This is a genomic window from Rothia sp. HMSC072E10 (genome assembly GCF_001813965.1).
In the GTDB taxonomy this organism is placed as follows: Bacteria; Actinomycetota; Actinomycetes; order Actinomycetales; family Micrococcaceae; genus Rothia; species Rothia mucilaginosa_A.
In genome coordinates this window covers 97067-120721 of record NZ_KV814488.1, presented here as the reverse complement: position 1 = coordinate 120721, position 23655 = coordinate 97067, and the positions used below count along the sequence as shown (strand labels likewise).

Genomic DNA, 23655 nt, shown 5'->3' with positions numbered 1-23655 from the left:
CGGACTCTAATGTATACGGGGTGCGCGCCGAGGGGCGCGCCAATTCGTGAAGTTACCGGTGGGTGAGCACGGGAAGGTACTCATTTCGCGGCACTCATTAGATATCCATCAGTTTTCTGACTCGCTTTCAGATAAGAAGTCGTCAAACTCGTTGACTAACAGGGGCTATACGGTGCCGGGTGCGGCTTCTGGCGAGGACTCGCGCGCCGTCAGGACGGCTCGAATCTGCTCGCAGCAGGCCTTCAACGCGGCGGCGGGTACCGCCCTCTTGAAGGCGCGGGCCAGGCCGTTCTTCTTCTCAAGAGCGGCCACGCACGCTTCGCTCGGGTGAATCCAAGCGCCTCGCCCGGGCATCGTTCCCGCGGTATCGGGTAGATATCGCGGGGTGCCGGCCTCATCGGAGGCGGGCTGAACGCTCACGATGCGCAGCAGATTTCGCCGTTCATCGCGAGTGCGGCACCCAACGCAGGTGCGAATCGGGGGTTCCGGCTGAGCGGAGGCGTCGCTGGGGACCGGTTGGGTCACGGCTCTGCCCTCCTTATGTTCTGTCGGAGCCCGATACGATGCGCGTTTAATGCCTGGGCCGGAGCGAATCCAGGGCGCGCGAGAGCGTCCGGTGTGTTCCGGCACATCTTAATAGTGTATCCCGTTTTTGATTTTTGTGGGTAAAAATGTGAGGTAGGCGCAGGGCGCGGGGTCTCCCCCGGCGCCCTGCGCCTACCTCCCCTCCGCGGTTTACGCGGACGGATGCTAGTCTGCCTTACTCGGCGTCGGCGGCCGCCTCAACGGCTGTTACCTCTGCCTCTTCACCGGCCTGCTCGGCGGCGGCTTCCTCGGCGAGGCTACGTGCCACGCGTGCGGCGACCTCTTCCTCGGCACGCACCTGGGCGTACTTCGATTCGGAGAGAATGTCGATGCGCCAGCCGGTCAGCTTCGCGGCCAGGCGGGCGTTCTGACCCTCGCGACCGATAGCCAGGGATAGCTGGTCATCCGGCACCACGGCACGGGCGGAGTACTCGCGCGGGTTCGCGATGATTACCTCGGTGACCTTGGCCGGGGACAGCGCCGCAGCAATGAAGGTTGCCGGGTCGGTCGAGTAGTCAACAATGTCGATCTTCTCGTCGTTCAGCTCGGCGGCCACGGCGCGCACGCGGGCGCCCATATCGCCGATGCAGGCACCCTTAGCGTTGATGGTCGGGTTCTTTGCCGAAACGGCAATCTTCGAGCGGTGGCCGGCCTCGCGGGCGATGGAGTTAATGGTGACCAGGCCCTCGGAAATCTCGGGGACCTCGTGCTCGAACAGGCGCAGCACCAGGTTCGGGTGCGAACGGGAAATCACGATCGAGGGGCCCTTGGGGCCGCGGCGTGCCTCCACCAGGTAGGCGCGCAGGCGGGTGCCGTGCGGGTACTTCTCGCCGGGAACCTGCTCGTTACCGGGCAGAACGGCCTCGACGGTGCCCAGGTCGACCTGGACCATGCGGGGGTTGTTGCCCTGCTGAACCACGCCGGACACCAGGGTGCCCTCGCGGTCCTTGAACTCGCCCAGCACGGAGGCGTCCTCGGCGTCGCGCAGACGCTGGGACAGCACCTGGCGCACGGTGGCGGCGGCGATACGGCCAAAGTTGTTCGGGGTGTCGTCGAACTCGTCAATCTTCTGGTTGTTCTCATCGAGCTCCGGGGCGAGAATCACGAACTCGCCGGTGGTGCGGTCGATGACGGCACGCGAACCCTTGATGGCGCCGGGCTGCTTCAGGTACGCGAGCAGCAGGGCGTTCTCAACCAGGGTGAAGAGCTCCTCCATGACGAGAGAGCGCTGCTTCGCCAATGCGCGCAGTGCGCCCAGGTCAATAGTTTTAATATCCTCCACGCTTTTCAGCCTTTCCCAGTTAGCACGGCGCCGGGACGCTCTCCGCGCCCCGGCTCCCGAACGGTATATACCCGGCACGGAACAGCCCGTGCCTAGAGCTTTAGTGTCTCTATTCTACCGGTTCAACCGGAGAATTGAAGTCAATTTCGACATGCGCAGAACCGATATTTTCCCACGCAACCAAAGCCGGTTCGTGGTACGACTCCTTCTGCCCCTTTTTGGTGTTCTTCTTACGCGCCAGGACCGGGCCCTCGTCCTGCACCTCGAGGAGGCGGGCCAGGTACTCGGTGCCGTCGGGTGCGGTGACCGCAACCAGGCGGGTGCGGGCGCGCTCCCAGTGGCGGCGCTCCTTCAGCGGGCGGGTTGCGCCCGGCGAGGAGACCTCCAGCTCGTAGGGGAAGAACTCGTCGTTCGCATCCGCACGATCGAGAGCACCCGAAATCGCACCGGAAATCTCCGCGAGGGAATCCAGAGACAGCGAATCGGTACGTTCGGCGGTGTAGTCCACCGTAATCTTCACGGTGCGGTTGGCGGCCGGGCCCGAAATCTTCAGGCCCTCCAGCACGAGCGAGAACTCCTCGAGGACGGGGGCAATCGCCTCGGCGACCTCCTCCTCGCGGATCGCGCGGGTGCCCACGCGCACCGGCGCATCCACCACGGGCTCACGCTCGGCGCGGGTGCGCGAGGTGTTCACACCGTTCGCGGCGCGGGATGCTGCGCGGCGAGCGCGCGCATTGGGGGCGCTCTTCTTGGTTCCGGAACGCTTCGGCTTGTACGCCACGGTTATTCTCCCTTGACCTCTGCGATGACCTCGGCCACCGCGTTCTCAGCGGACACCTCGCGAGCCTCGCCGCTACGGCGGTCCTTCAGCTCGAGCACGCCGTCCTTGAAGCCGCGGCCAATCACCAGGATGGTCGGAACGCCCAGCAACTCGGCGTCGCCGAACTTCACGCCGGGGCTGGTCTTGGGGCGGTCGTCCAGCAGAACCTGCACGCCGGCGGCCTCGAGGGAGGCGCTCAGCTCGTCGGCGTAGGAGTGAGAAGCCTCATCCTTGCCGGTGACGACGATGTGCACGTCGGCCGGGGCCAGGTTGCGCGGCCAGATCAGGCCCTTCTCGTCGTGGTTGCCCTCGGCGACGGCACCCAGCGCGCGGGTCACGCCCACGCCGTAGGAGCCCATGGTCACGGTCTGCAGCTTGCCGTTCTGGTCCAGAACCTTCAGGCCCAGGGACTCTGCGTACTTGCGGCCCAGCTGGAAGATGTGACCCATCTCGATACCGCGGGCTGCCACCAGCTCGCCGGAGCCGTCCGGTGCCGGGTCACCCTCGCGCACCTCGCAGGCCTCCAGCACGCCGTCGGCGGTGAAGTCGCGGCCGAAGACCAGGTTCACCACGTGCTTGCCCTCTTCGTTTGCGCCGGTCACCCAGCGGGTACCGCGTACCACGCGCGGGTCCACGAAGAAGGGGATGCCGGTTGCGGAAGCCGCGGCGTCCTCGTCTTCGGAGTGCGCGCCAAGCAGGGGCGTATCCAGGCTCAGGCCGGGGCCAACGTAGCCCTTGACCAGCTGCGGGTAGGCCTTCAGGTCCTCCTCGCTGGCAGCCTCAACCTCGACCTCGCCGCCGATGCCCAGCAGCGCGCCGATGTTGACCTCGACGCGGCCCAGGTCCACGGAGCGGTCGCCGGGAACGCCCACGGCGAAGACCTTGCGCTCGCCGGAGGGGGTGATGACGGTGCCGAGGAAGCACTTGAGGGTCTGGGAGGCTTCCAGGGTGCCCTCGAGCTTCTCGGAGTGCAGCTCGTTCATGCGCTCGACGAGAGTCTCGATGGTTGCGGAATCGGGGGTATCCACAACGATTGCCGCCGGGGTGGACTCGGTGATCTCGATTTCCTCGGGAACCACGGTGGTCACGGCCTCGACGTTTGCCGCGTAGCCGCCGGCCGAACGCACGAAGGTGTCCTCACCGATGGGGGTCGGGTGCAGGAACTCCTCGCTACGGGAGCCGCCCATCGCACCGGACTGTGCGGTCACGATGACGATCTCCAGGCCCAGGCGCTTGAAGATGCGCTGGTATGCGGCGCGGTGAGCCATGTACGCCTCGTTCAGGCCCTCGTCGTCGATGTTGAAGGAGTAGGAGTCCTTCATGACGAACTCGCGGCCGCGCAGCAGGCCGGCACGGGGGCGCGCCTCGTCGCGGTACTTGGTCTGAATCTGGTACAGGTAGACCGGCAGGTCCTTGTAGGAGGAGTACAGGTCCTTGACCAGCAGGGTGAACATTTCCTCGTGGGTGGGGGCCAGTAGCATGTCGGCGCCCTTGCGGTCCTTGAGGCGGAAGAGGTTATCGCCGTACTCGTCCCAGCGGTTCGTGGCCTCGTAGGGCTCGCGGGGCAGCAGCGCGGGGAAGTGCACCTCCTGCGCGCCGATGGCATCCATCTCTTCGCGAATGATGTTCTCGACCTTGCGCAGTACCTTCAGGCCCAGGGGCAGCCAGGTGTACACGCCGGGAGCGGCTCGGCGAATGTAACCGGCGCGAACCAGCAGCTTGTGGCTGGCGACCTCGGCATCTACGGGATCCTCGCGCAGGGTGCGCACGAAGAGATTGGAAAGGCGAAGTACCACGATTCTCCTTGAAAAGGTCGGTAGGTGAAGTCTGGGTGCCTCTCGCACGGGCGGCACGCCCGCCGGAGGGCACAGTCGTCTTTAATTCTATAGCGTTTTCGTAAAGCCCGGGAACGGCGGCGCGGTGCCCCGCAACCGTCCGAGCGGCTAATTCTCAAAGATGATGGTCGAGAACCGGCCAATCGGCACCCAACCGGTGCCGCTGTACAGGGCCACCGCCGCCGCGTTGTAGTCGTTCACGTAGAGACTCAGGTGCCTGTAACGGCGCTGCAGCACCCGCGAGGCCGCCGCGAAGAAGGGTTTTGCCAGGCCCAGGCCGCGGTAGTCCGGGTGCATCCACACGCCCTGCACCTGCGCGGTGTCCAGGCTCGCGATGCCCGCGTCCGCCTTAAAAATCACGCGGCCGGAGGCGTCCGTCACGATTGCGCACCGCTTCGCGCGAATCAGCCCGTGCAGGCGGGCGCGGTAGCCGTCACCGTAGCGGGCAATCGGGTCGAAGCCCACCTCCTCGGTGAACATGGCGGCCGCCGCGACCAGCAGCCGCTCCTCGTCCTCCACGGTGGCCAGGCGCGCGTAGCCGACGCTCTCGACCGGGCGGTCAAGCTCCAGCGGATCCTGCGGGGGCGGCAGGTTCTCCGGCAGGGAGGGTAGGGGCGCCTCGTAGAGGGCCGTGAGGTCCTCCTCCGGGGGCAGGTAGAGTAGCGGTTGCACGGGCCGTTCCGAAAGCACGCGCGTGCGCGGATCGTAGACATCGCTCAGGCTCGGCTGAATCAGGTGTAGCAGCGGAACGCTCGAGGAAGGCCTCTCCGTCTCTTCCGCCATCTGCTGCATCCGCTCCCACAGGGGCATCACGTAATCGCTCTCGCCAAAAATCGAGTCCGTGCGCGCCCCCACCTGCAACAGCAGCTGGGCCAGGGCGTCACGGTGCAGCGCGCCGATGCTCCCCTCCTCGGCGCAATCACCGCCTCCGGGAACCTCCTCGTAGGCGCAGCACAGGCGCACCGGCACCACGTTCGAGCCCAGCAGCACCACGCAGCACAGCGTGTCGCCGCGGGCGCACCCCACGAACCCCTGGTAGTGCTGCAGGGGGATGGGCGGAGCCGACTTGGGCAGCGGAACGGCCGCGTAGTGCTCGATGGGGTACAGGTTCGGAATCGGGTCCCCGAAGAGAATCTCCTCCAGGCCGTCGCGCCAGTGCGTATCCAGGACGAACACCTGGTGTTTCAAGGGGTCGTGCGGCTCGGGAATGGGAGGGGCCTCCTGTGCGTGCCGCGGCCTGCGGCGGAAGGGAGAGCGGGAGAAAAAATGAGTGAACATGAACGGATAACGGGTGAGAGTGAGCGGATACACGCGTCCAAAAGCGCGTACTCCAAGAATACGCTGTCGCCGCCGGGCAAAGCACCTTCGGCGACCTGGTTTCTTCCACGGGGACGAAGAAAACAGCCGGGATGAAGAAAAACAGCGAAGGCGCCCTCGCGTGGAGGACGCCTTCGCGTGCATGAATTTTATGGGTTGGGGGCTAACCGATTAGCTCACCGAAACGGCCGGGGAACCCTCGGGAACGTACTCGCCCGAAGCTTCCATCTCGGCGGCAATGCGGGTTGCCTCCTCAATCAGAGTCTCAACGATCTGATCCTCGGGCACGGTCTTGATGACCTCGCCCTTCACGAAAATCTGGCCCTTACCGTTACCGGAGGCCACGCCCAGGTCGGCCTCGCGAGCCTCACCCGGACCGTTCACCACGCAACCCATCACGGCCACGCGCAGCGGAACCTTCATGTGCTCCAGGCCCTTGGTCACGTTCTCGGCCAGCTCCCACACGTTCACCTGCGCACGACCGCAGGAGGGGCAGGACACGATGTCCAGCTTGCGGGGGCGAAGGTTCAGCGACTCCAGAATCTTCGAGCCCACCTTCACCTCCTCCACCGGAGGGGCGGAGAGGGACACGCGAATCGTGTCGCCGATGCCCTCGGACAGCAGAATACCGAACGCAACCGAGCTCTTAATGGTGCCCTGGAACGCCGGACCGGCCTCGGTCACGCCCAGGTGCAACGGCCAGTCGCCGCGCTCAGCCAGCTGGCGGTACGCCTCCACCATCACGACGGGGTCGTTGTGCTTCACGGAAATCTTGAAGTCGTGGAAGCCGTGCTCCTCGAAGAGCGAAGCCTCCCACACGGCGGACTCCACCAGGGCTTCCGGGGTGGCCTTGCCGTACTTCTCCAGTAGACGCTTATCCAGCGAACCGGCGTTCACGCCGATGCGCAGAGAAGTGCCGTGGTCCGAAGCCATCTGCGCGATTTCCTTGACCTGGTCGTCAAACTTACGGATGTTGCCCGGGTTCACGCGCACGGCACCGCAGCCAGCCTGAATAGCGGCGTACACGTACTTCGGCTGGAAGTGAATGTCGGCAATCACCGGGATGCGGGACTGCTTGGCGATGATGGGCAGAGCCTCGGCGTCCTTATCGGTCGGGCAGGCCACACGCACGATATCGCAGCCGGCAGCGGTCAGCTCCGCAATCTGCTGCAGGGTCGCGCCAATGTCGTGGGTCTTCGTGGTCGTCATCGACTGCACGGAAATCGGAGATTCAGAGCCAACACCCACGGAGCCCACCTTGAACTGGCGGGTTTTACGGCGCGGCGACAGAACCGCGGGAGCGGGCTTCGGCATACCAAGGCTGACCGACAAGGTTTTCCTCCATACATGAGTTGTGAAAGACGGTTATGCGTCTTTCTTTCAGCTTTTTATTGTGCCACTGACGCGAAAGAAACCACTAATACGGGTACCCTTACCGCGCGTAACATCACATCTTTTAGGCAGTGCGAAGAGAGCGAAACTTCCCCTTTAGAAAAGGGTGATCGGTTTGACGACGTCGGCGATAATCAGCACCACCGACATCAGGATGAACGCGCCCGCCACCACGTAGGTCAGCGGCAGAAGCTTCACCGGGTCGAACGGGCCCGGATCCTTACGCCCGGTCAGGCGCGCGAAGAAGCGACGCACGCCCTCCCAGAGGGCGCCCAGCACGTGGCCGCCGTCCAGCGGCAACAGCGGAATCAGGTTGAACGCGAAAAGCATCAGGTTCATATTCGCCACCAGCGAGACCAGCATCGCGGCCTTCGACTTCAGGTCGATGCGGTCGGTGGCCGTCACCTCACCGGCAATGCGGCTCACACCCACCACCGACACGGGCGACTCGGCGCTACGCTCACCACCGGTCACCAGGGTCACCGCCAGATCCCACACGCGCTGCGGCAGCGACAACATCGACGAACCCACCTTGGCGAGGGTATCCCCCACAATTCCGGGGACCTCGGTAATGGAACCGGGCACCAGCTCGCTCGACGGGGAAACGCCCACGAAACCGCCGCGGGTCGTCGCAATCGAGCCGTCCTCGGCGCGCGCATACTGGCCCTTACCGTCAGAGACCGGGCGAATCATCTCGACCGGAGTCACCGACAGGTCCAGGCGCTGGCCATTACGCTCCACCGTCAGGGTGCTCGGGTGAGAACCCGCCGCACGAATCGCCGAAGACACCGCCTCCCACGAACCCGTCGACGTGCCGTTCACGGCAACCACGCGGTCACCCACCTGCACGCCGGCAGCCTTCGCGGGCGAGGGGGTGGACTTATCCGTGCACTCGCCGTAGCTAATCGAATCATGGGTCACGCTCACGCTCGGCACGCACTCAGACACCGCCGAAACCTTATTCGTCACCTGCGCCGTACCGAAACCGCACACCAAAATAGCCGTGCAGACCACACCAATCAGCAGGTTCATGGTCGGGCCGCCCAGCATAATCACCATGCGCTTGAGCACCGGCAGCTTATAGAACAGGCGGTCCTCATCACCGGGCTTCAGACGCTCAGCATCCGCCGCACGCGCCTCCTCAGCCAGGGACGCGAAGGGGCTCGTACTCCCCGAATGACCCTCCGTATGGTGCTCCTTCACCTCGGTGGGGCTCGGCGGGTACATGCCAATCATCGAAATGTAACCGCCCAACGGGATCGCCTTGAAACCGTACTCGGTCTCGCCGCGACGGAAAGAGAACACGGTCTTACCGAAGCCAATCATGTACTGCGGAACGCGCACATTGAACAGCTTCGCGGGCACCAGGTGCCCCACCTCGTGCAGGGCAATCGAGACGGCAATAGCGATTGCCATGAGGATAATGCCCACAGCGTACAGCAGGATTTCCACGCTTTTTCTCGTTTCGGTTCGGGGATACGAAGCTTCTAGGATACTCGCTTAGCCTGTGAAGGCACCCTCCCCCGCCTCATGTGACCATGCAGGACGGTGTGGGTGGGTACGCTATACCCTTCCCTCCGGTGAGATGCGGGCATGTGGAGGGGCGGTGTTCGTCCTCGTTCTTACAGGGGCACCCGCCCTCGCTTCGCTTCGGGCACCCTGATGTCACTTCGGACGACACCGCCCCTCCGCGCACCCAAGCACTGCCAGAGCGAGCCGGTGCACCTTCCGGAAGCGACATCAGGGTACCCTCTCGGGTGCTCTCCGCAGCGAAGCAAGGAGAGAGCGGAGCGCCCGAGAGGGTGGGTTCCCCTGTAGGAGCGTAGGAAGGTCCGCACCGGCCGCATCCCATAGAAATGCGAATACCGCCTCAGAACCGGCTAGTTGCCGGTCATGCCCAGCAGCTCATTCGCGCGAACGCGAGCCCAACGCTCCGCGTTCAGCACAGCTTCCAGCGTCAAATCAGCGTCAGAAACAGCCTCGGCGCTGCCGGTGTGCTCCTCCAGCACGCGTGCGACCGAATCGACAATGTCGGTAAAGCGAATCGCGCCCGCGTGGAATGCTGCCACGGCTTCCTCGTTGGCGGCGTTGAACACAGCAGGGTGCGTGCCGCCGACCTTACCGGCGTCCTTGATCATGCGCACGGCGGGGAATGCTTCCTCGTCCAGCGGTTCGAAGGTCCAGGATGCGGCCTTCGACCAGTCACACGCGGGCACGGCGCCGGGGATGCGGTGCGGCCAGGTCAGACCCAGCGCGATGGGCAGAACCATGCTCGGCGGCGACGCCTGCGCGATGGTGGAGCCGTCCACGAACTGCACCATGGAGTGCACGATGGACTGCGGGTGAACCGCCACGTCGATACGGTCCAGGTCCACGCCGAACAGGTGGTGTGCCTCAAGCACCTCGAGCGCCTTGTTGACCATGGTTGCCGAGTTGGTGGTGACGACCAGACCCATGTCCCAGGTGGGGTGTGCGAGCGCCTGTGCGGGGGTCACGTCGTGCAGCTGCTCGCGCTTGTAGCCGCGGAACGGGCCGCCCGAGGCGGTGAGGATCAGTCGGTCGATTTCGGCGTCGGTTCCGGAGGCGAGCGCCTGCGCGATGGCGGAGTGCTCCGAGTCGACGGGCACCATGGGAATGTCCAGGGCCGAGGCGTCCACGGCGGCGCGTACGAGCGGGCCGCCTGCGATGAGGGATTCCTTGTTGGCGAGTGCCACGCGGTAGCCACTGTTGAGGGCGGTGAGGGTCGGTTCCAGGCCGATGGAGCCGGTGATGCCGTTCAGGACGGTGTCTGCCGGGTGCGCTGCCGCCTGTACGGAGGCTTCGGCGCCGTGAGCAATCTGCGGGGCGTAGCCGGTGAGGCAGGCTTCGGAGGCTGCCGCCTCGATGAGTTCGCGCAGGCGCTGTGCGTCTTCGGCGGTGCCGCTGGTGGCGACCAGTTCGGCTCGCACGTGCACGGCCTGGCGTGCGAGCAGCTCGAGGGAGCGAGAGCCCGCCGAGAGGGCGACGACCTTCAGCGGTGCGTCGGCTGCGGAGGCGCTGGTGCCCTTGAGCGCGGCGAGGTGGTCGATGACCTCCATGGCCTGGGTGCCGATGGAGCCGGTCGAGCCGAGGAGGGTGACGCGCTGCGGTGCGCGGGTGAGTTCTGTGAGGGCGTCGGTGAGGCGGTCGCGGCTGCCGCCGACGCGTTCTGAGGATCCAAACTTCATGGTTCTAGTGTCTCACGAGCTCGCGGCTTCGCTGCGGCACGCTGGCTCGCCTCCGCATAGACCCTTCCGCGTAGAAGACCTCAATACATAAGACCTCAGCATAGAAGACCTCAGTACATAAGACCTCAGCATAGAAGAATCCCCCACCCTGTCGTCCGGGGCGGGGGATTCAACACATACGTTTTAGAGCAGGTCCTGCAGTAGCTCGATGCAGCGGTCCAAGAAGGCGTCCACCTGCGCCTCGTCGTAGCTGACGGTGCCCGATGCCGGGCGGAACATCGCGTGGCGCACGACCGAAGGGTCGAGGGGCTCTTCGCTGTTGAGCTGGGCATACACGCGGTCGCAGACGGCGTCCACATCGCCAACGAAGTAGCCCATGTAGCGGCGCTTGCTGGGGCGGCGGAAACGCTCACCGGCGGGACGCTCCAGGCGGCCGGCGAGCAGCTCACCGGTCTCCACGAGGGAGCGTTCCCAGTTGTCCAGGCCGTACGCCTCGATGTAGCGGCTGCGCTCGAGCTTGGCGAAGCGCTCCTCAATCTTTTCGAGGGCGCGATCAACCACGTCGAGCTTGTAGCCGCCGGGCTCCTCGCGGAAGATGACCTGACGAATCCGTCGGGAGGTGTAGAGATCTTCGGGGAGCTCGGCTGCTCCGCTGAGCTTTTCGTAGTCCTCGGCGAGGCGGGTGAAGAGGCGGTCTACTTCGCTGCGCTTGTAGCCGGGTTCGGTTTCTCCGGCGCGGGCAAATCCGCCTCCGCGGGTGGTGCTGGCCAAGGTGACTCCTCTCAACGATTGAGCTTTAAGAATACCAACGTCAAGGCCGCATCGTGCAAGAACCTGCGGGCCATGTCTCAGATGCACACCGTGCATCCGCCGCCGCGCGCGCCAACGCCTACCCAGACCGCCCGGATGCGCAGGACCCGGTACGAGCCTTCCGGCACGCAAAGCGGGGTGCCCTTCCCCCGCTGTGGGAGAGAAACACCCCGCTAAACGTCACGCCCTTAGAGGGGCATCACGAAGGCGAAGATGAGGCAGCCGGCGGCGGCCGCGAACAGAACCGAGTCGAGGCGGTCCATCATGCCGCCGTGGCCGGGTAGGATATTCGACATGTCCTTCACACCCATGCGGCGCTTGAAGACGGATTCCACCAGGTCGCCGGCGGTGGAGGCAATCACCATCACCGCGGCGAAGGGAATACCCCAGAACCAGGGCGAACCCATCACGGCAAAAGCGATGGAAGCAACCAAGGCCGAGCCGACGAAGGAACCGGTCAGGCCCTCCCAGCTCTTCTTCGGCGAAATTCGCGGCGCCATGGGGTGCTTGCCCCAGTTCACGCCGGCGATGTAGCCGAAGGTGTCGTTGCTGACGGCCATGAGCAGGATCATGAGGATTCCCTGCACGCCGTGCTCGCTCCGGAAGTACACCATCGCGGTACCCATCATGAGGGGAATCCACAGCACGGCCAGCAGGCCGCCGGCCCAGGACCTCAGCGGCGACACCCTGCGGTCGGCCCGAGAAGCATACGAAGCCAGCAGAAGCAGCAGCAGGGTCGCGCCCACCGCAAGCCACAGTCCGCCGAATCCCGCGGCGTAACCGCAGGCCACCGACACCGTCGAGAGGACCCCCAGCGGGACGGCGGGGATGCCGTAGCCGCGGCGGGTGTTGAAGACCGTAGCCACTTCCCAGACGCCTATCCCGACGGCCACGGCGGCAAAAGCCACCAGGACCGGCTGGATGAAAAGGCCCAGCACCAGGACGAGGCCGAAGCTCACACCCACGCCAATGGCGGCGGGTAGGTTGCGGCCTGCCTTGGAGGCGGGCTTAGCATTCTCAGAAGTAGTGTTCATTCTCTGTCCCCGGTTGGCGGGGCAGAGCGGCGTGCGCTGCTGTCCCTTCCTTCGCTTCGTTGCGTGTCGTGATGAGGATTTAGACCTCGAGGAGCTCGGCTTCCTTGTGCTTGTACAGAGCGTCGATCTGCTCGACGTGCTTCTTGGTCAGAGCATCCAGATCCTTCTCGGCGCGTGCGCCCTCGTCCTCACCAATCTCGCTGTCCTTGACGAGCTTGTCGATGGAGGTCTTGGCATGGCGGCGCACGTTACGGATCGAGATGCGTGCCTCCTCAGCCTTCTGGTTAACGAGCTTGGTGTACTCCTTGCGGCGCTCGGCGGTCATTTCGGGCATGACCACGCGGATTGCGGCGCCGTCGTTGCTGGGGTTAACGCCCAGGTCGGAGTCGCGCAGTGCCTTCTCGATGGCGGCCAGGGCGGTCACGTCGAAGGGAACGATCTTGACGGTGCGTGCGTCTTCAACGTTGAAGGACACCAGCTGCTGCAGAGGGGTGGGAGCGCCGTAGTACTCGGCGGTCAGGCCGCTGAAGATGGCGGGGTTCACGCGGCCGGTGCGGACCTTTGCGAACTCGGTCTTGGTTGCTTCGATGGTCTTTTCCATCTTCTCGCCGGCTTCGGCAAGGATTTCTTCGATCACGGAAGGATCTCCTTAGTCGTAATTCTGGTGTGCAGAATTGTCGGTGGGGCGCGTTCCTCACCCTCCCGTTTCTCTGCCGCACGCACTCCGGGGCGTCAGACCCCAAATATGCGGAGGAGGCATGAACACATACGAAAGATGATGAACGCCGTGGTTTCTATCAGTTTAGACGGTACCGGCGGGCAGGGCGAGTTAGGCTCTACCCGCTCGGTACCGTGACGTTATTGCGCGCCCGAAAGCGCGGTTTGGCGGGCCGGATGCGCCCCTAGCGGGTGACGAGGGTACCCATCTTCTCGCCCAGAATCGCGCGGGTCACGTTGCCCTCGCCCTGCATGCCGAACACGCGCATCGTCACGTTGTTGTCGCGGCACAGGGAGAACGCGGTCTGGTCCAGCACGCGGATGTTGCGCTGCATTGCCTCGTCGTAGGTGAGGTTGTACAGGCGTTCAGCGTTGGGGTCCTTGTTGGGGTCAGCGGTGTAGATGCCGTCCACACCGTTCTTGGCGACCAGCACCTCGTCGGCGTGGATTTCCAGGGCGCGCTGGGCGGCCACGGTGTCGGTGGAGAAGTAGGGCAGACCCGCACCGGCACCGAAAATCACGACGCGGTCCTTCTGCATGTGGCGGATGGCGCGGCGGGGAATGTAGGTCTCTGCAACCTGCGGCATGGTGATGGCGGACTGAACGCGGGTGTCAATGCCCTCCTGCTCCAGGAAGTCCTGCAGGGCCAGGGAGTTCATGACGGTGCCGAGCATGCCCATGTAGTCCGCGCGGGAGCGGTCCATGCCGGCCTGCGAGAGCTCGGCGCCACGGAAGAAGTTGCCGCCACCGATCACGATGGAGGTCTCAACCTCGCCGACGGTTGCGGCAATCTGCTTGGCGATGCTGCGAACCACCTCGGTAGAGATGCCAACTTCACCGCCGCCAAAAACCTCACCGGAGAGCTTGAGCAGCACGCGGCGGCGGCCGGTATCATCACGGTGCATCGGGCGGGGATTCGCTTCAGTCATGGTTCCTCCAGTGGCTTTTATTCGAAGAGTTATGAGGGCGGGTTTAGGCCGCCCGGTCCCTATCAAGGATACAGCAAAGCCGGGTAGCCACCACTGGTGACTACCCGGCTCAACGCTATAATCCAAACCTCAGTTTTCGCCCCTTATCGAAGCGAATCGGTTTAGACGCAGAACGTGCGGTCGTTCCTTATGCACCCACGCGGAAACGAGCGAATGCGGTTGCGGTTGCGCCAGCCTCGGACAGGACCTGTGCAACAGACTTCTTGGAGTCCTTTGCGAAGTCCTGATCCAGCAGGGTGTTCTCCTTGAAGAAGCCCTTCAGGCGACCCTCAACGATCTTGTCCAGAATCTTCTCGGGCTTGCCCTCGGCGATTGCGGTCTCGCGAGCAACGCGCTTCTCGGTCTCAACCTGGTCGGCGGGGATGGACTCGGAGTCCAGGTACTTGGGGCTCATTGCAGCAATGTGGACTGCAACGTCGTGTGCGATCTCGTCGGTGTTCTCACCGGAGACAGCCAGCAGAACGCCAACCTGTGCGGGCAGGTCCTTGGAGGTCTTGTGCAGGTACACTGCAACGTTCTCGCCCTCAACGCGTGCAATGCGGCGGACAACAATCTTCTCGCCCAGCAGTGCGCCAGCGTCGGTGGTCAGCTCCTCAACGGTCTTGCCCTCGTAGGTTGCAGCCTTCAGCTCTTCCAGGGTGGAAGCGTCTGCGGCAATAGCGGCCTCGAGCACGTTCTGGCCGAAAGCGATGAAGGGGTCGGACTTTGCCACGAAGTCGGTCTCGGAGTTGACCTCAACCATGTAGCCAACGCCGTTCTCGACGCGTGCAGCCACCAGGCCCTCAGCGGTTGCGCGGCCCTCGCGCTTGGTGATGCCCTTCAGACCCTTAACGCGGATAATCTCGGCAGCCTTCTGCTGGTCGCCGTTTGCCTCGTCCAGAGCCTTCTTGACGTCGAGCATACCTGCGCCGGTCTTCTCGCGCAGTGCCTTGATGTCTGCTGCGGTGTAGTTCGCCATTGTGAACTCCTTGTGTTGCTGTAATAATCGGGAAATTTCCCGGTGGTACTATGGCGGACGGCGCCGCGCCCAGGTCAGGGCGGGCGCCGTCCGAACGTGGTCCCCGCGGGCGGGGGCCACAAAGCATAAAGCTTAGTGGGCTAAGAAAGCTTACTTAGCGGCCTCTTCAGCCTTTGCAGCCTCGTGCTGCTCCAGGAGCTCGCGCTCCCAAGCTGCCATGGGCTCCTCAGCTGCTTCGGTCTTGCCGTTCTTCTTAGCGTTGCGCTCGATCAGGCCGGCTGCAACAGCGTCAGCAATCACGCGGGTCAGCAGGTTGACGGAGCGGATAGCGTCGTCGTTACCGGGGATCGGGAAAGCAACTTCGTCGGGGTCGCAGTTGGTGTCGAGGATAGCAACAACGGGGATGCCCAGCTTCTGAGCCTCGTTAACTGCCAGGTGCTCCTTCTTGGTGTCAACGACCCACAGGAGGGAGGGAACCTTGGTCAGGTTGCGGATACCGCCGAGGGTCTTCTCGAGCTTCTCGAACTCGCGACGCATCAGGAGCAGTTCCTTCTTGGTGTAGCGAGAGCCCGCCACATCGTCGAAGTCAATCTGCTCGAGTTCCTTCATGCGCTCGATGCTCTTGGAGATGGTGCTGAAGTTAGTCAGCATACCACCGAGCCAGCGGTGGTTCACGTAGGGCATGTTCACGCGGGTTGCCTGCTCAGCGATAACTTCCTGAGCCTGCTTCTTGGTACCCACGAACAGGATGTTGCCACCGTGTGCGACGGTCGACTTAACAGCCTCGTATGCCTTGTCGATGAAGGCGAGGGACTGCTGCAGGTCGATGATGTAGATGCCGTTGCGCTCGGTCAGGATGAAGCGCTTCATCTTGGGGTTCCAACGGCGGGTCTGGTGACCGAAGTGAACGCCGGAGTCCAGCATTTCACGCATAGTTACGACGGGCATGTCGTCTCCTTTGTGGTGCCGCGCGGACCTCCCATTCGGGCTAGCCCAACGCGCGCATAGTAGTTATCAGTTTTTCCTGGCGGCGGTTAGCGTTCACGGTTACCCGTTCAGCTCAGGCCCTAACCACCCCGTATGGGTGGACTGAAGGTCCCTTATCGGCTCCCCGTTTGAGGATGCCGCTCACGCCGCGCGTCGTCAGTGATGCTGTGCGGAATCCCTCGATGAGGGAGAATACCCGCGCAGGCGCACTGCAATACGACATTGTACCGTATATTCCGCGATTAATCCGCAAGAAGAGGCTTAACGCCCTTCCCTGCCGTTCCGCTGTGTTGAGCGGCACTGTGGATCAAGGATTTTCTACCGAAACCGGCGGGTTTATCCACATTTCTCGACGCGGTGTGGCGGCTCCATCGGATACATGATGAGCTCGATCTATGAAGACCGCATTGAAAACCCTAGAGCGAGCGCTACGATGTCTTGCCCTCCTGACCTGCTGCCTGCTGGGTGCGGGCAGCCAGAGCTATATGAACGAAACGGGTGCTGAGGTAGCCGAGGCTGTTGCCGCCTCGGTAACGGAAGCGCCGGGCCCCCACGCTTCGGGCGGTGCAGGTCCACACGCCGTTGAGCTCGTCGCCGGCCGCACGCGCTACCGCTCCCCTACCGCGGACTCCGCCCCGCGGGTTATCCACCCCTTCGAGAAACCCGCCCAGCGCTGGAGCGCCGGGCACCGCGGGGTGGATCTGGCCGTGCCCGACCGCGACCGGCACGTCTACGCGCCGGCGCCGGGAAAAGTGGTGTTCAGCGGTACGGTCGTCAACCGAAAAGTGCTGGTCATCGCCCATCCGGACGGGCGGCGCAGCACCTTCGAACCCATGGATGAGGCGCTCCCGGTCGGCACCGAGGTAACGGCCGGGGATGCCGTCGGCACCGTCGCCGTCCCGGAGAGCGCTGGCGAGAACGGTGAGCGTCCCTACCGGCGATGCTCCACCCCGTGCCTGTACTGGGGCGTGCGTCAGGGAGGTGCCCGCGGGGACGGCAGCGGGCGCGAGGCCGAATACGTGAACCCCATGAGCCTGCTGGGTTCGCAAGATCCCAGTATTTTGCTTCCGGTACCGGGCGGGTACTAGCCCCGGCCGCGGTGATGTTCTCTCTCCCCTCCCCCGGGAGTGGGTGATTCCCGTAGGCTGCTGGATACAGCGATGGCCCGTCGTCTCCCTTTGGGAGACAACGGGCCACAAACCTCGCACTGAACTACGCTCCCGGTGGGGAGCTACGTCCGGAGGTTGGTCGCTACCTATTGGAGCACATCGCCGTCAGTATCGCCGAACTGAGTCGGCTGGGCGGGCTGCTGCTGACCGTACTGCGGCTGAGCAGGCTGCTGCGGAGCATCCTGAGCGGGAGCCTGAGCGGGCATGGCAACCGTAGGGTCGGCCTCGCCCTGCGCGGGCTGGGCCGCACCGGGCTGGGCCGCACCGGGCTGGGCTGCACCGGGCTGGGCTGCACCGGGCTGGGCTACGGCCTGGGGGCTGAAGACCTGCGTGGGCGAGTCGTCCCCGGCAGCGTAAGCGGCACCCTGCTGCGGCTGGTAGCCTCCCTGTGCCGGGTATGCCGCCTGCTGCTGGTATGCATCCTGGGCCGGAGCACCCTGAGCAGGAGCGGCGTAACCCTGAGCGGCGCCATAGGCTGCGCCAGCAGCACCGGCCGCGGCGGGAGCGGTCGCAGCGTAAGCGGCGGCAGTTGCCTCACGACGCTCACGGCCCTTCGCGCGGGCGGCCGCAATCTTCTTGCGGAAGAGGAACAGCAGAATCAGGCCGGCCAGAACCAGAGCCAGGATAATGCCGTTCACGATCAGGTCGGTCATGCTCAGGCCGGAAGCCGGAATCTGCAGGTCGCGAGTCGCGAACACGCCGCGATCGCTCTTCATGCTCAGCTCGCCGCCGTTGACGGTGAACTCGATGCCCGCCTCCACGTATCGGGGGTTCGCGGTGCGCACCTTCTGCTGATCCAGCGAGGAGAAGGCCGGGGCCTTGAAGGTGAACTCGAAGGGCACCTGGTAGTAGCTACTACCCATCTTCGAAGCCGGGTTGACCTCGGGGCGCACCGTGTAGTCGGAGCCGAAGGGGTGGTAACCGCCCTCGCGAGTCACGGTAATCTTCGAGCCGTTCAGGTAGGAGCCCAGACGCTGGTTGAACTCATCCTGGTCCTTGCCACGAATCTTCACGCTCACGATGGTGGAGTCGCCGTCCTGACGAACCTCGGTCTCGTCATCGCCGCCACCGGCCAGGGAGTCCTTGAGCTTCTGCTCAGCACCGGCGATGTCGCTCGTGGGGAAGGAGTAGAGGATGCGTGCCTCCATCGAGCCGTCCAGACCCAGGGAGGTCGCCATCTTCACGTTCTTCATCGTCACGGTCTTCGAAGAGACGAGGGTGAAGGTGGGCATCGTCTTGTTCGAGGTGCTGGACGAAGAACTGGAGGAGCTCGAGGAAGCGCTGCTGTAGCTGTCACCATCGCTGTTCTTCAGCGAGAGGGCAACGCCGTAGCCCTCCGGGGAGCACAGCAGGGAGCAGTCCAGGGTGCCGGAGACGGTCTTCTCAACCTTGAAGACGTGGGATTCCTCGGTCACGTCGCGAGTGAAGGTCAGGTCGGTGGTGCTTGCGCCGAGCACCTTCTTGATCTTATCGCTCAGGTCCTGCGAGGAGGAGGCGTGGAAGGTCATGGTGCGACCAATCTCTTCCTTGGCGGCGTTCGTCGAAGCGGAGGGAGCGTAGCTCTTTGCCTCGGAAGCGTCCAGGCCCTTCTTCAGCTCAGCACCGTCGGGCTTGACCTGGTTCAGGAATGCGTCGACCGCAGAGGAAGTCTCGGAGCTCATAATTTCCTTAGCGATGAAGGAAATCACGACGTCGTAGCCGCCATCCTTCTCGGACGCCTGAATCAGAACGCCCTTGAAGCCGCGGTCCTGCACGTCCTTAGCGGAAATAGTGGAACCGCCGGAGTTCTTCACTTCCTTATCGCCGAACTTCACGGTGGTGTCGCCGTCGCTGCTGAACACGCTGCTCTTACGCGAGGACTCAATCACACCGTCGACCACGAGGGCCTCCGGAACCCAGCCCAGCAGCTCCTTCGAGGTGAAGTTCTCCTTCACCTGGATGCCCTGCACCAGGCCCTGGCTGGAGTTGATGATGCTAATCTGCGGTTCGGTATCGGTGCCGGAAGCCTTCAGGATGCTGGCCACCTTGGAGCGGTACTCGTCAATCGACGAGAAGGGCAGGGTGAAGGTCGCGCGGGCCTTGTCGCCCTCGGACTGGATACCGCCGTACTCAAGGCCGCTAGGCAGGTGCTTGCGGAGGGAGGCGTCCAGAGCCTGGGTGCCGCCCTTGATCTTGTCCTGGTTGTCCTTGAGGTCGAAGGAAACCTGCATGGTGCGAACACCCTTATCGGCGCTTTCGAGGCCAAGCTGGGTCTCAATCTTCGCACCGCAGGCGCTCAGAATCAGGGCCGCAATGGTCAGCAGAACGGCCAGGAGCATCCAGCGCTGGCGGGAGCCGCGCTGAACGGAATAAGTCAGAGTCTGCATACGGGTTTCCTTAGTTGAGCATGCGGAAGGTAATGAAGTACACAACCATCACGGCGAGCACCCACGCGGTGCTCAGCAGCGCGTGCATGATGACCGGAGACTTAGCGAAGCGGCCCAGACGGTTCAGACCCAGGTAGATGAGTGCCTCACCCGAGAACACTGCGAAGGACATCACCAGGCCCAGCAGCACAAAGATGAACCCGAAGCCCTCGTTGCTGCTGACGCCGCGCATGAAGAGAGCCACCAGGCTCAGAAGAATGTACGTGGGGATTAGGGGCAGGCACGAAACCGCCACTACCTGCATCGAGGACGAGAAGTTCGCCGGAGCCTTACCGATGCGAGCGGTCAGCAGAATCTGCACGCCGCGCAGAATCAGCACCACGGCAGAAACTACGAGGAACACCAGGAAGGCAAGGAAGACCTGACCGAAGGTAATCTTGTAAGCCACCAGGGCGTAGGCATCACGCACTGCGAACTTCACGAAGCCCAGCGACAGCTGGGTGAGGAAGAACGCCGAGATAATGGCCTGCAGAAGGCTGGGGATAGCCCAACCCCACAGGCCGGAGGCGGCCAGACGGGACTGTGCGGGGCCGGGCTTGCCGGCGAAGACCTCCAGGAACGCATCCCAGCTTGCACGCAGAGCCGTCACGAAGGGGTTCGGCGCGGCGGGTGCGTAGACCGCCTGCGCGGGCTGACCGGGCTGAGCACCCGGGTAGGCCTGGCCCTGGACCGGCGGAATCGGCTGGCCGGCGGGCTGCTGAGGCTGCGCGCCCTGGGCGGGAGCACCCTGCTGAGCCGGCTGGGTGGGCTGCGCCGGCTGAGCTGCCTGCGCGGTCTGGCCCGCCAGCGAAGCATCCTGCGTGGGTCGGGCTCCAGCATCGTAGCCGTAGCCCGCTGCGGCAGAATCTCCCTGCTGCGGGTTGTGGGGAGTGTTCTCTGACATTGAGATCCTCTCGTATGGTGTGTCTGTCAATGATGCGAGCCTACCGGTATCTTCCGTACCCAAGGTGCAATCACGGTCTCTCTTTACATGAGACTCTTCCACAGTACCTTATCAACCGCAGGTGCGCTCTCCGCGCGGTCATTTATCTAAACCTAGGGCGGGACTAGGGGGGGGTCACCTCAACGCCTACCGATACGAGCATCCTATATCTCAGACGCAGAAAGCCCCGCCCGTCGACAAGTGGGTGAAGTCGACGGACGGGGCCGTAGGGAGTGCGGGGCTCGAACCCGCGACCAAGGGATTATGAGTCCCCTGCTCTAACCGGCTGAGCTAACTCCCCATCCGGTGCAGGCATCGCCTATTATCTCGCGAGCGCACCATCTTCTAGGGTACCCGAAGGCACTCCCAGAGTGAAAAACATTGCGATCCGGTCCTCGGCGCTCCGCTCCCCCGCTCGCCGACCACGACGAAGCGGGCTGGGAACGGGCCGCCCCGGGAGCCCTGAACCGTTCGGGACCGTTAGCGGCGGGAAGCCAGGTAACGCTCGTAGGGCGCGTCGCTCACGTAGAGCTCCTCGAAGGTACGCCAGGTGTTCTCTGCGCTGTGGAATCCCACGATGCGGCGGGATTCGCGGCCCATCTGCTCGCGCTCCTCAGCGGGCAGGGAGATGATTGCCTCCAGCTTCTCCGCCAGGTCCTTCGCGTTATTCGGCTCGAAGAGGTAGCCGTTGACGCCCTGCTCGACCAGGTGGGGCAGGGCCAGGGCGTTAGCGAGAACCACCGGGGTGGAGGCGCTCATTGCTTCCAGTGAGACCAGGGACTGCAGCTCTGCGGTGCCGGGCTGGCAGAAGATGTCGGCCATCTGGTAGACCTCGGGCAGCTGATCGTCGGGCACGAAACCGCGGAAAATCACGCGGTCGGCCACGCCGCAGTCGTGCGCCTTCTGCTCGAGGGCCTCGCGCAGCTCGCCGTCGCCGGAGATATCCAGTACCACGTGGTCGTACGAGTCGGGCAGCATCGAGAAGGCCTCGATGAGAACGTCCACGTTCTTCTCCTCGGCCAGGCGGCCCACGAAGGCGATGCGCAGCTCGCCGGGGACCTTGCCGATATCCGTGCCCTCGGCCAGCTCGTAGTCGCTAATTTCGATACCGTTCGAGACGGGCATGACGGGGTGGGTAAAGTGGCCCAGGTCGCGCATTGCATCGGCACCAATCTGGGTGGGAGTCGTGACCACGGCGGTACGAGCGAAGCAGAAGCGCATGTCCTTCCAGGTGCAGCGGTCAATCAGACGCTTGACGGGTGCGGGGAAGGGCAGGAACGGGTCCAGGTTGGCGGGCATGAAGTGGTTGGTGGCGATAACGCGAATACCGCGGCGCTTCGCCTGGAAGATGAGGGCTCGGCCGATGATGTAGTGGCACTGCACGTGCACGACGTCGGGGCGTACCTCGTCAAGAATCTTGCCGACCTCGGACCAGATCTCCCAGGGCACGCAGATGCGGTTGGTCTCGTGGGTCGGGGGCAGGTGTGAGCGCAGACGGTGCTCAACGATGCCGCCCTCGACCTCGGTGCGGTAGCTGGGGCCGGGGATGGGGCTGGCGGCTACCACGTGCACGGAGTGGCCTCGCTTGAGCATGGCGTTTGCGAGGCGGTGCCCGAATTGTGCCGCGCCGTTAATATCCGGCGGGTAGGTCTCTGCGCCAATCAGAATCGTCTTTGCCTGGTCCATGACGGGGCTCCTCATCGGGTGTAGTGTGTCGGTGACTGGGTTGGGTGGCGGCTAACGCCGGAACCGTTCCTGTGTGCCGTATCTGCCTGTGGTCGCCGCGCGCGGAGGGGGCATCCTGTGGTGCACGACATTTGTCCATTCTACCGGGGACTCGCCGCGTTATCCGACCTGCGGGGCGGGTTGGCCCCTGGGAATTGCCCCAAAAAGGTAGCTACCGCCCCCGCGGAGGCAGGTTGCGGGTTTCTCGGGTACGACAACGCCCCGACGGGCGGGGCCTGTCGGGGCGTTTGTTACTCGACCGGTGGTCGCGCGTGGGCGGTAATTCGCTTAGCGGCGGACCAGGCGGTTGAGGAAGTGCAGGACGGTCGCAATGGATGCACCCAGCGCTGCGAAGGACTTCCAGCGAGCCTGCAGAACCTCGGGCTTGCGCACGTTCTCTGCCAGGCCGCGGCCGGTTGCTGCTGCACCTGCGGCAACCTCGGAGGGCACTGCCTTGAGAGCGTCCAGAGCCTGCTGGGTGTTGGCCTGAACGTCGCCGGTGTAGGACTGCAGGTCGTCGCGCAGGGCGGCCAGGTGCTGACGGCGCTCTGCGGTGCGCTGCTTGAGCTCTTCGAAGGTCGGCGGCTTGGGCTCCTCTTCGCCGCGAGCCTTGCGTTCTTCGGCTTCCTTGCGGGCGCGTTCTGCAGCCTCTTCGGCTTCCTTAGCCTTCTGAGCGGCACGCTCTGCCTGTTCCTTCTTCAGGCGCTCAGCGGACATGGCGGTGCCTTCCTTGAGCACGCCGAGGTCGAAAAGCAGACCGAAGATTGCGGATTCAGGCTTGAAGGGCAGCTGCGCCTTGACCTTCTTGAGGCCGACCAGCGCGCAGATGGCCACGACGATCAGGAAGATGAGGGCAAAAATCAGTGCCGATGCCCAGTACGGCATGACGGTGCCGAGACCGAGGATTGCGGCAGCAACCAGGGCGATGATGAGGAAGAGACCGAAGACGGCAGCAACGCCGAAGAAAGCTGCGCCCTTACCAACGGCAATGCCCTTGGTCTTCAGCTCGTGCTTTGCAATCTGGATCTCGTCCTTGACCTGGCTGGGGCCGAGGGACTTGAAGGTTTTGCCAGCGTCGATGATGTTCGCGACGCCGGACTTAATCCCGCTGATGCCAGCAAAGAACCCCTTGGGTGCCTTGGGATTAGTAGTAGTGGTCATGACCACCTCTCCGTGACTCGTGTTTGGAGGCTTCTGATTCGCACTCCACCTCCTATATTTTAGCCCCTCGCCCCAAGTGTTCGTGACCGTTTGAACGGAGGTTACGGCCATCTCTTGGGGTATTTTCGACTTTTTGAGGGGTGAGGTTCAGCCGCGAGCTGAGAAACAGACTGCCCGCGACCTGCGCTAAGAGGGCCGGAGGCGGGTGCTCACCGGCGGCGGGAACCTGTCGGAGTTCGGCGACGGCGGCGGGCGAAAAACGGTTCGCCGTTCCCTTTCTTCGACTGGGCTCGACACAGCGGGGTGACGGTTTTTCCGAG

General features: G+C 64.0%; 19 protein-coding genes and 1 tRNA gene. 1 reads left to right on the top strand and 19 read right to left on the bottom strand.

Going from position 1 to position 23655, the window contains the following annotated elements; all coding sequences use genetic code 11:
- Positions 1-165: 165 nt before the first annotated feature.
- The 14 genes from HMPREF2944_RS03805 to rpsB form a co-directional block, all read right to left on the bottom strand.
- Positions 166-525: a YlxR family protein gene (locus tag HMPREF2944_RS03805; protein WP_049332798.1), complete on the bottom strand. Its 360-nt coding sequence runs from the start codon at positions 523-525 to the stop codon at positions 166-168.
- 235 nt (positions 526-760) lie between these two features.
- Positions 761-1867: a transcription termination factor NusA gene (nusA, locus tag HMPREF2944_RS03800; RefSeq protein ID WP_070680645.1), complete on the bottom strand. Its 1107-nt coding sequence runs from the start codon at positions 1865-1867 to the stop codon at positions 761-763.
- 109 nt (positions 1868-1976) lie between these two features.
- Positions 1977-2648: a ribosome maturation factor RimP gene (rimP, locus tag HMPREF2944_RS03795; RefSeq protein ID WP_070648937.1), complete on the bottom strand. Its 672-nt coding sequence runs from the start codon at positions 2646-2648 to the stop codon at positions 1977-1979.
- 2 nt (positions 2649-2650) lie between these two features.
- Entirely contained in the window at positions 2651-4483 is a 1833-nt protein-coding gene (locus HMPREF2944_RS03790; RefSeq protein WP_070680642.1) for a proline--tRNA ligase, read from the bottom strand.
- Positions 4484-4630: 147 nt separating this feature from the next.
- Positions 4631-5698 (bottom strand): GNAT family N-acetyltransferase, encoded by a 1068-nt coding sequence (locus HMPREF2944_RS03785; protein WP_246826247.1) that lies wholly within the window; start codon positions 5696-5698, stop codon positions 4631-4633.
- A gap of 312 nt (positions 5699-6010) precedes the next feature.
- Positions 6011-7153 (bottom strand): flavodoxin-dependent (E)-4-hydroxy-3-methylbut-2-enyl-diphosphate synthase, encoded by a 1143-nt coding sequence (gene ispG / locus HMPREF2944_RS03780; RefSeq protein ID WP_049332807.1) that lies wholly within the window; start codon positions 7151-7153, stop codon positions 6011-6013.
- Between the two features lie 174 nt (positions 7154-7327).
- Complete coding sequence (locus tag HMPREF2944_RS03775; RefSeq protein WP_070680638.1) at positions 7328-8683, bottom strand: M50 family metallopeptidase; 1356 nt, start codon at positions 8681-8683, stop codon at positions 7328-7330.
- A 428-nt stretch (positions 8684-9111) separates the two neighbouring features.
- Entirely contained in the window at positions 9112-10437 is a 1326-nt protein-coding gene (dxr, locus tag HMPREF2944_RS03770; RefSeq protein WP_070680635.1) for a 1-deoxy-D-xylulose-5-phosphate reductoisomerase, read from the bottom strand.
- A 183-nt stretch (positions 10438-10620) separates the two neighbouring features.
- Positions 10621-11208, bottom strand: a complete 588-nt coding sequence (locus HMPREF2944_RS03765) for a DivIVA domain-containing protein (RefSeq protein ID WP_070680633.1) — start codon at positions 11206-11208, stop codon at positions 10621-10623.
- A 227-nt stretch (positions 11209-11435) separates the two neighbouring features.
- A complete protein-coding gene (locus tag HMPREF2944_RS03760) occupies positions 11436-12281 on the bottom strand; it encodes a phosphatidate cytidylyltransferase (RefSeq protein ID WP_070680630.1) in 846 nt (281 codons plus the stop codon).
- A gap of 79 nt (positions 12282-12360) precedes the next feature.
- The gene (frr, locus tag HMPREF2944_RS03755; protein ID WP_049332817.1) at positions 12361-12918 is read right to left on the bottom strand and encodes a ribosome recycling factor; all 558 of its coding nucleotides are present in this window, start codon (positions 12916-12918) and stop codon (positions 12361-12363) included.
- 265 nt (positions 12919-13183) lie between these two features.
- Positions 13184-13927: a UMP kinase gene (gene pyrH, locus HMPREF2944_RS03750; RefSeq protein ID WP_049332819.1), complete on the bottom strand. Its 744-nt coding sequence runs from the start codon at positions 13925-13927 to the stop codon at positions 13184-13186.
- 187 nt (positions 13928-14114) lie between these two features.
- Positions 14115-14945, bottom strand: a complete 831-nt coding sequence (tsf, locus tag HMPREF2944_RS03745) for a translation elongation factor Ts (protein WP_049332821.1) — start codon at positions 14943-14945, stop codon at positions 14115-14117.
- 150 nt (positions 14946-15095) lie between these two features.
- The gene (gene rpsB, locus HMPREF2944_RS03740; protein ID WP_049332822.1) at positions 15096-15893 is read right to left on the bottom strand and encodes a 30S ribosomal protein S2; all 798 of its coding nucleotides are present in this window, start codon (positions 15891-15893) and stop codon (positions 15096-15098) included.
- Positions 15894-16417: 524 nt separating this feature from the next.
- Here rpsB and HMPREF2944_RS03735 point away from each other — a divergent pair.
- On the top strand, positions 16418-17020 hold the full coding sequence (locus HMPREF2944_RS03735; RefSeq protein WP_083313068.1) for a M23 family metallopeptidase: 603 nt from the start codon (positions 16418-16420) through the stop codon (positions 17018-17020).
- A gap of 167 nt (positions 17021-17187) precedes the next feature.
- On the opposite strand, the gene HMPREF2944_RS03730 is transcribed toward HMPREF2944_RS03735, so the two are convergent.
- The 5 genes from HMPREF2944_RS03730 to HMPREF2944_RS03710 form a co-directional block, all read right to left on the bottom strand.
- Entirely contained in the window at positions 17188-19467 is a 2280-nt protein-coding gene (locus HMPREF2944_RS03730; protein WP_070680627.1) for a flagellar motor protein, read from the bottom strand.
- 10 nt (positions 19468-19477) lie between these two features.
- A complete protein-coding gene (locus tag HMPREF2944_RS03725; RefSeq protein WP_070680624.1) occupies positions 19478-20410 on the bottom strand; it encodes a hypothetical protein in 933 nt (310 codons plus the stop codon).
- A 266-nt stretch (positions 20411-20676) separates the two neighbouring features.
- A tRNA-Ile gene (locus HMPREF2944_RS03720) sits at positions 20677-20750 on the bottom strand.
- A 179-nt stretch (positions 20751-20929) separates the two neighbouring features.
- Positions 20930-22135, bottom strand: a complete 1206-nt coding sequence (locus tag HMPREF2944_RS03715) for a glycosyltransferase (protein WP_070680621.1) — start codon at positions 22133-22135, stop codon at positions 20930-20932.
- 327 nt (positions 22136-22462) lie between these two features.
- Positions 22463-23335, bottom strand: a complete 873-nt coding sequence (locus HMPREF2944_RS03710) for a phage holin family protein (protein WP_049332834.1) — start codon at positions 23333-23335, stop codon at positions 22463-22465.
- Positions 23336-23655: the final 320 nt, after the last annotated feature.

What these genes read in the sequence shown, in the direction of transcription:
- ispG (WP_049332807.1), bottom strand. Translation starts at nt 7,153, where the DNA reads ATGCCGAAGCCCGCTCCCGCGGTTCTGTCGCCGCGCCGTAAAACCCGC.
- dxr (WP_070680635.1), bottom strand. Translation starts at nt 10,437, where the DNA reads ATGAAGTTTGGATCCTCAGAACGCGTCGGCGGCAGCCGCGACCGCCTC.
- HMPREF2944_RS03760 (WP_070680630.1), bottom strand. Translation starts at nt 12,281, where the DNA reads ATGAACACTACTTCTGAGAATGCTAAGCCCGCCTCCAAGGCAGGCCGC.
- pyrH (WP_049332819.1), bottom strand. Translation starts at nt 13,927, where the DNA reads ATGACTGAAGCGAATCCCCGCCCGATGCACCGTGATGATACCGGCCGC.
- tsf (WP_049332821.1), bottom strand. Translation starts at nt 14,945, where the DNA reads ATGGCGAACTACACCGCAGCAGACATCAAGGCACTGCGCGAGAAGACC.
- rpsB (WP_049332822.1), bottom strand. Translation starts at nt 15,893, where the DNA reads ATGCCCGTCGTAACTATGCGTGAAATGCTGGACTCCGGCGTTCACTTC.
- HMPREF2944_RS03735 (WP_083313068.1), top strand. Translation starts at nt 16,418, where the DNA reads ATGAACGAAACGGGTGCTGAGGTAGCCGAGGCTGTTGCCGCCTCGGTA.
- HMPREF2944_RS03730 (WP_070680627.1), bottom strand. Translation starts at nt 19,467, where the DNA reads ATGCAGACTCTGACTTATTCCGTTCAGCGCGGCTCCCGCCAGCGCTGG.
- HMPREF2944_RS03725 (WP_070680624.1), bottom strand. Translation starts at nt 20,410, where the DNA reads ATGTCAGAGAACACTCCCCACAACCCGCAGCAGGGAGATTCTGCCGCA.
- HMPREF2944_RS03715 (WP_070680621.1), bottom strand. Translation starts at nt 22,135, where the DNA reads ATGGACCAGGCAAAGACGATTCTGATTGGCGCAGAGACCTACCCGCCG.
- HMPREF2944_RS03710 (WP_049332834.1), bottom strand. Translation starts at nt 23,335, where the DNA reads ATGACCACTACTACTAATCCCAAGGCACCCAAGGGGTTCTTTGCTGGC.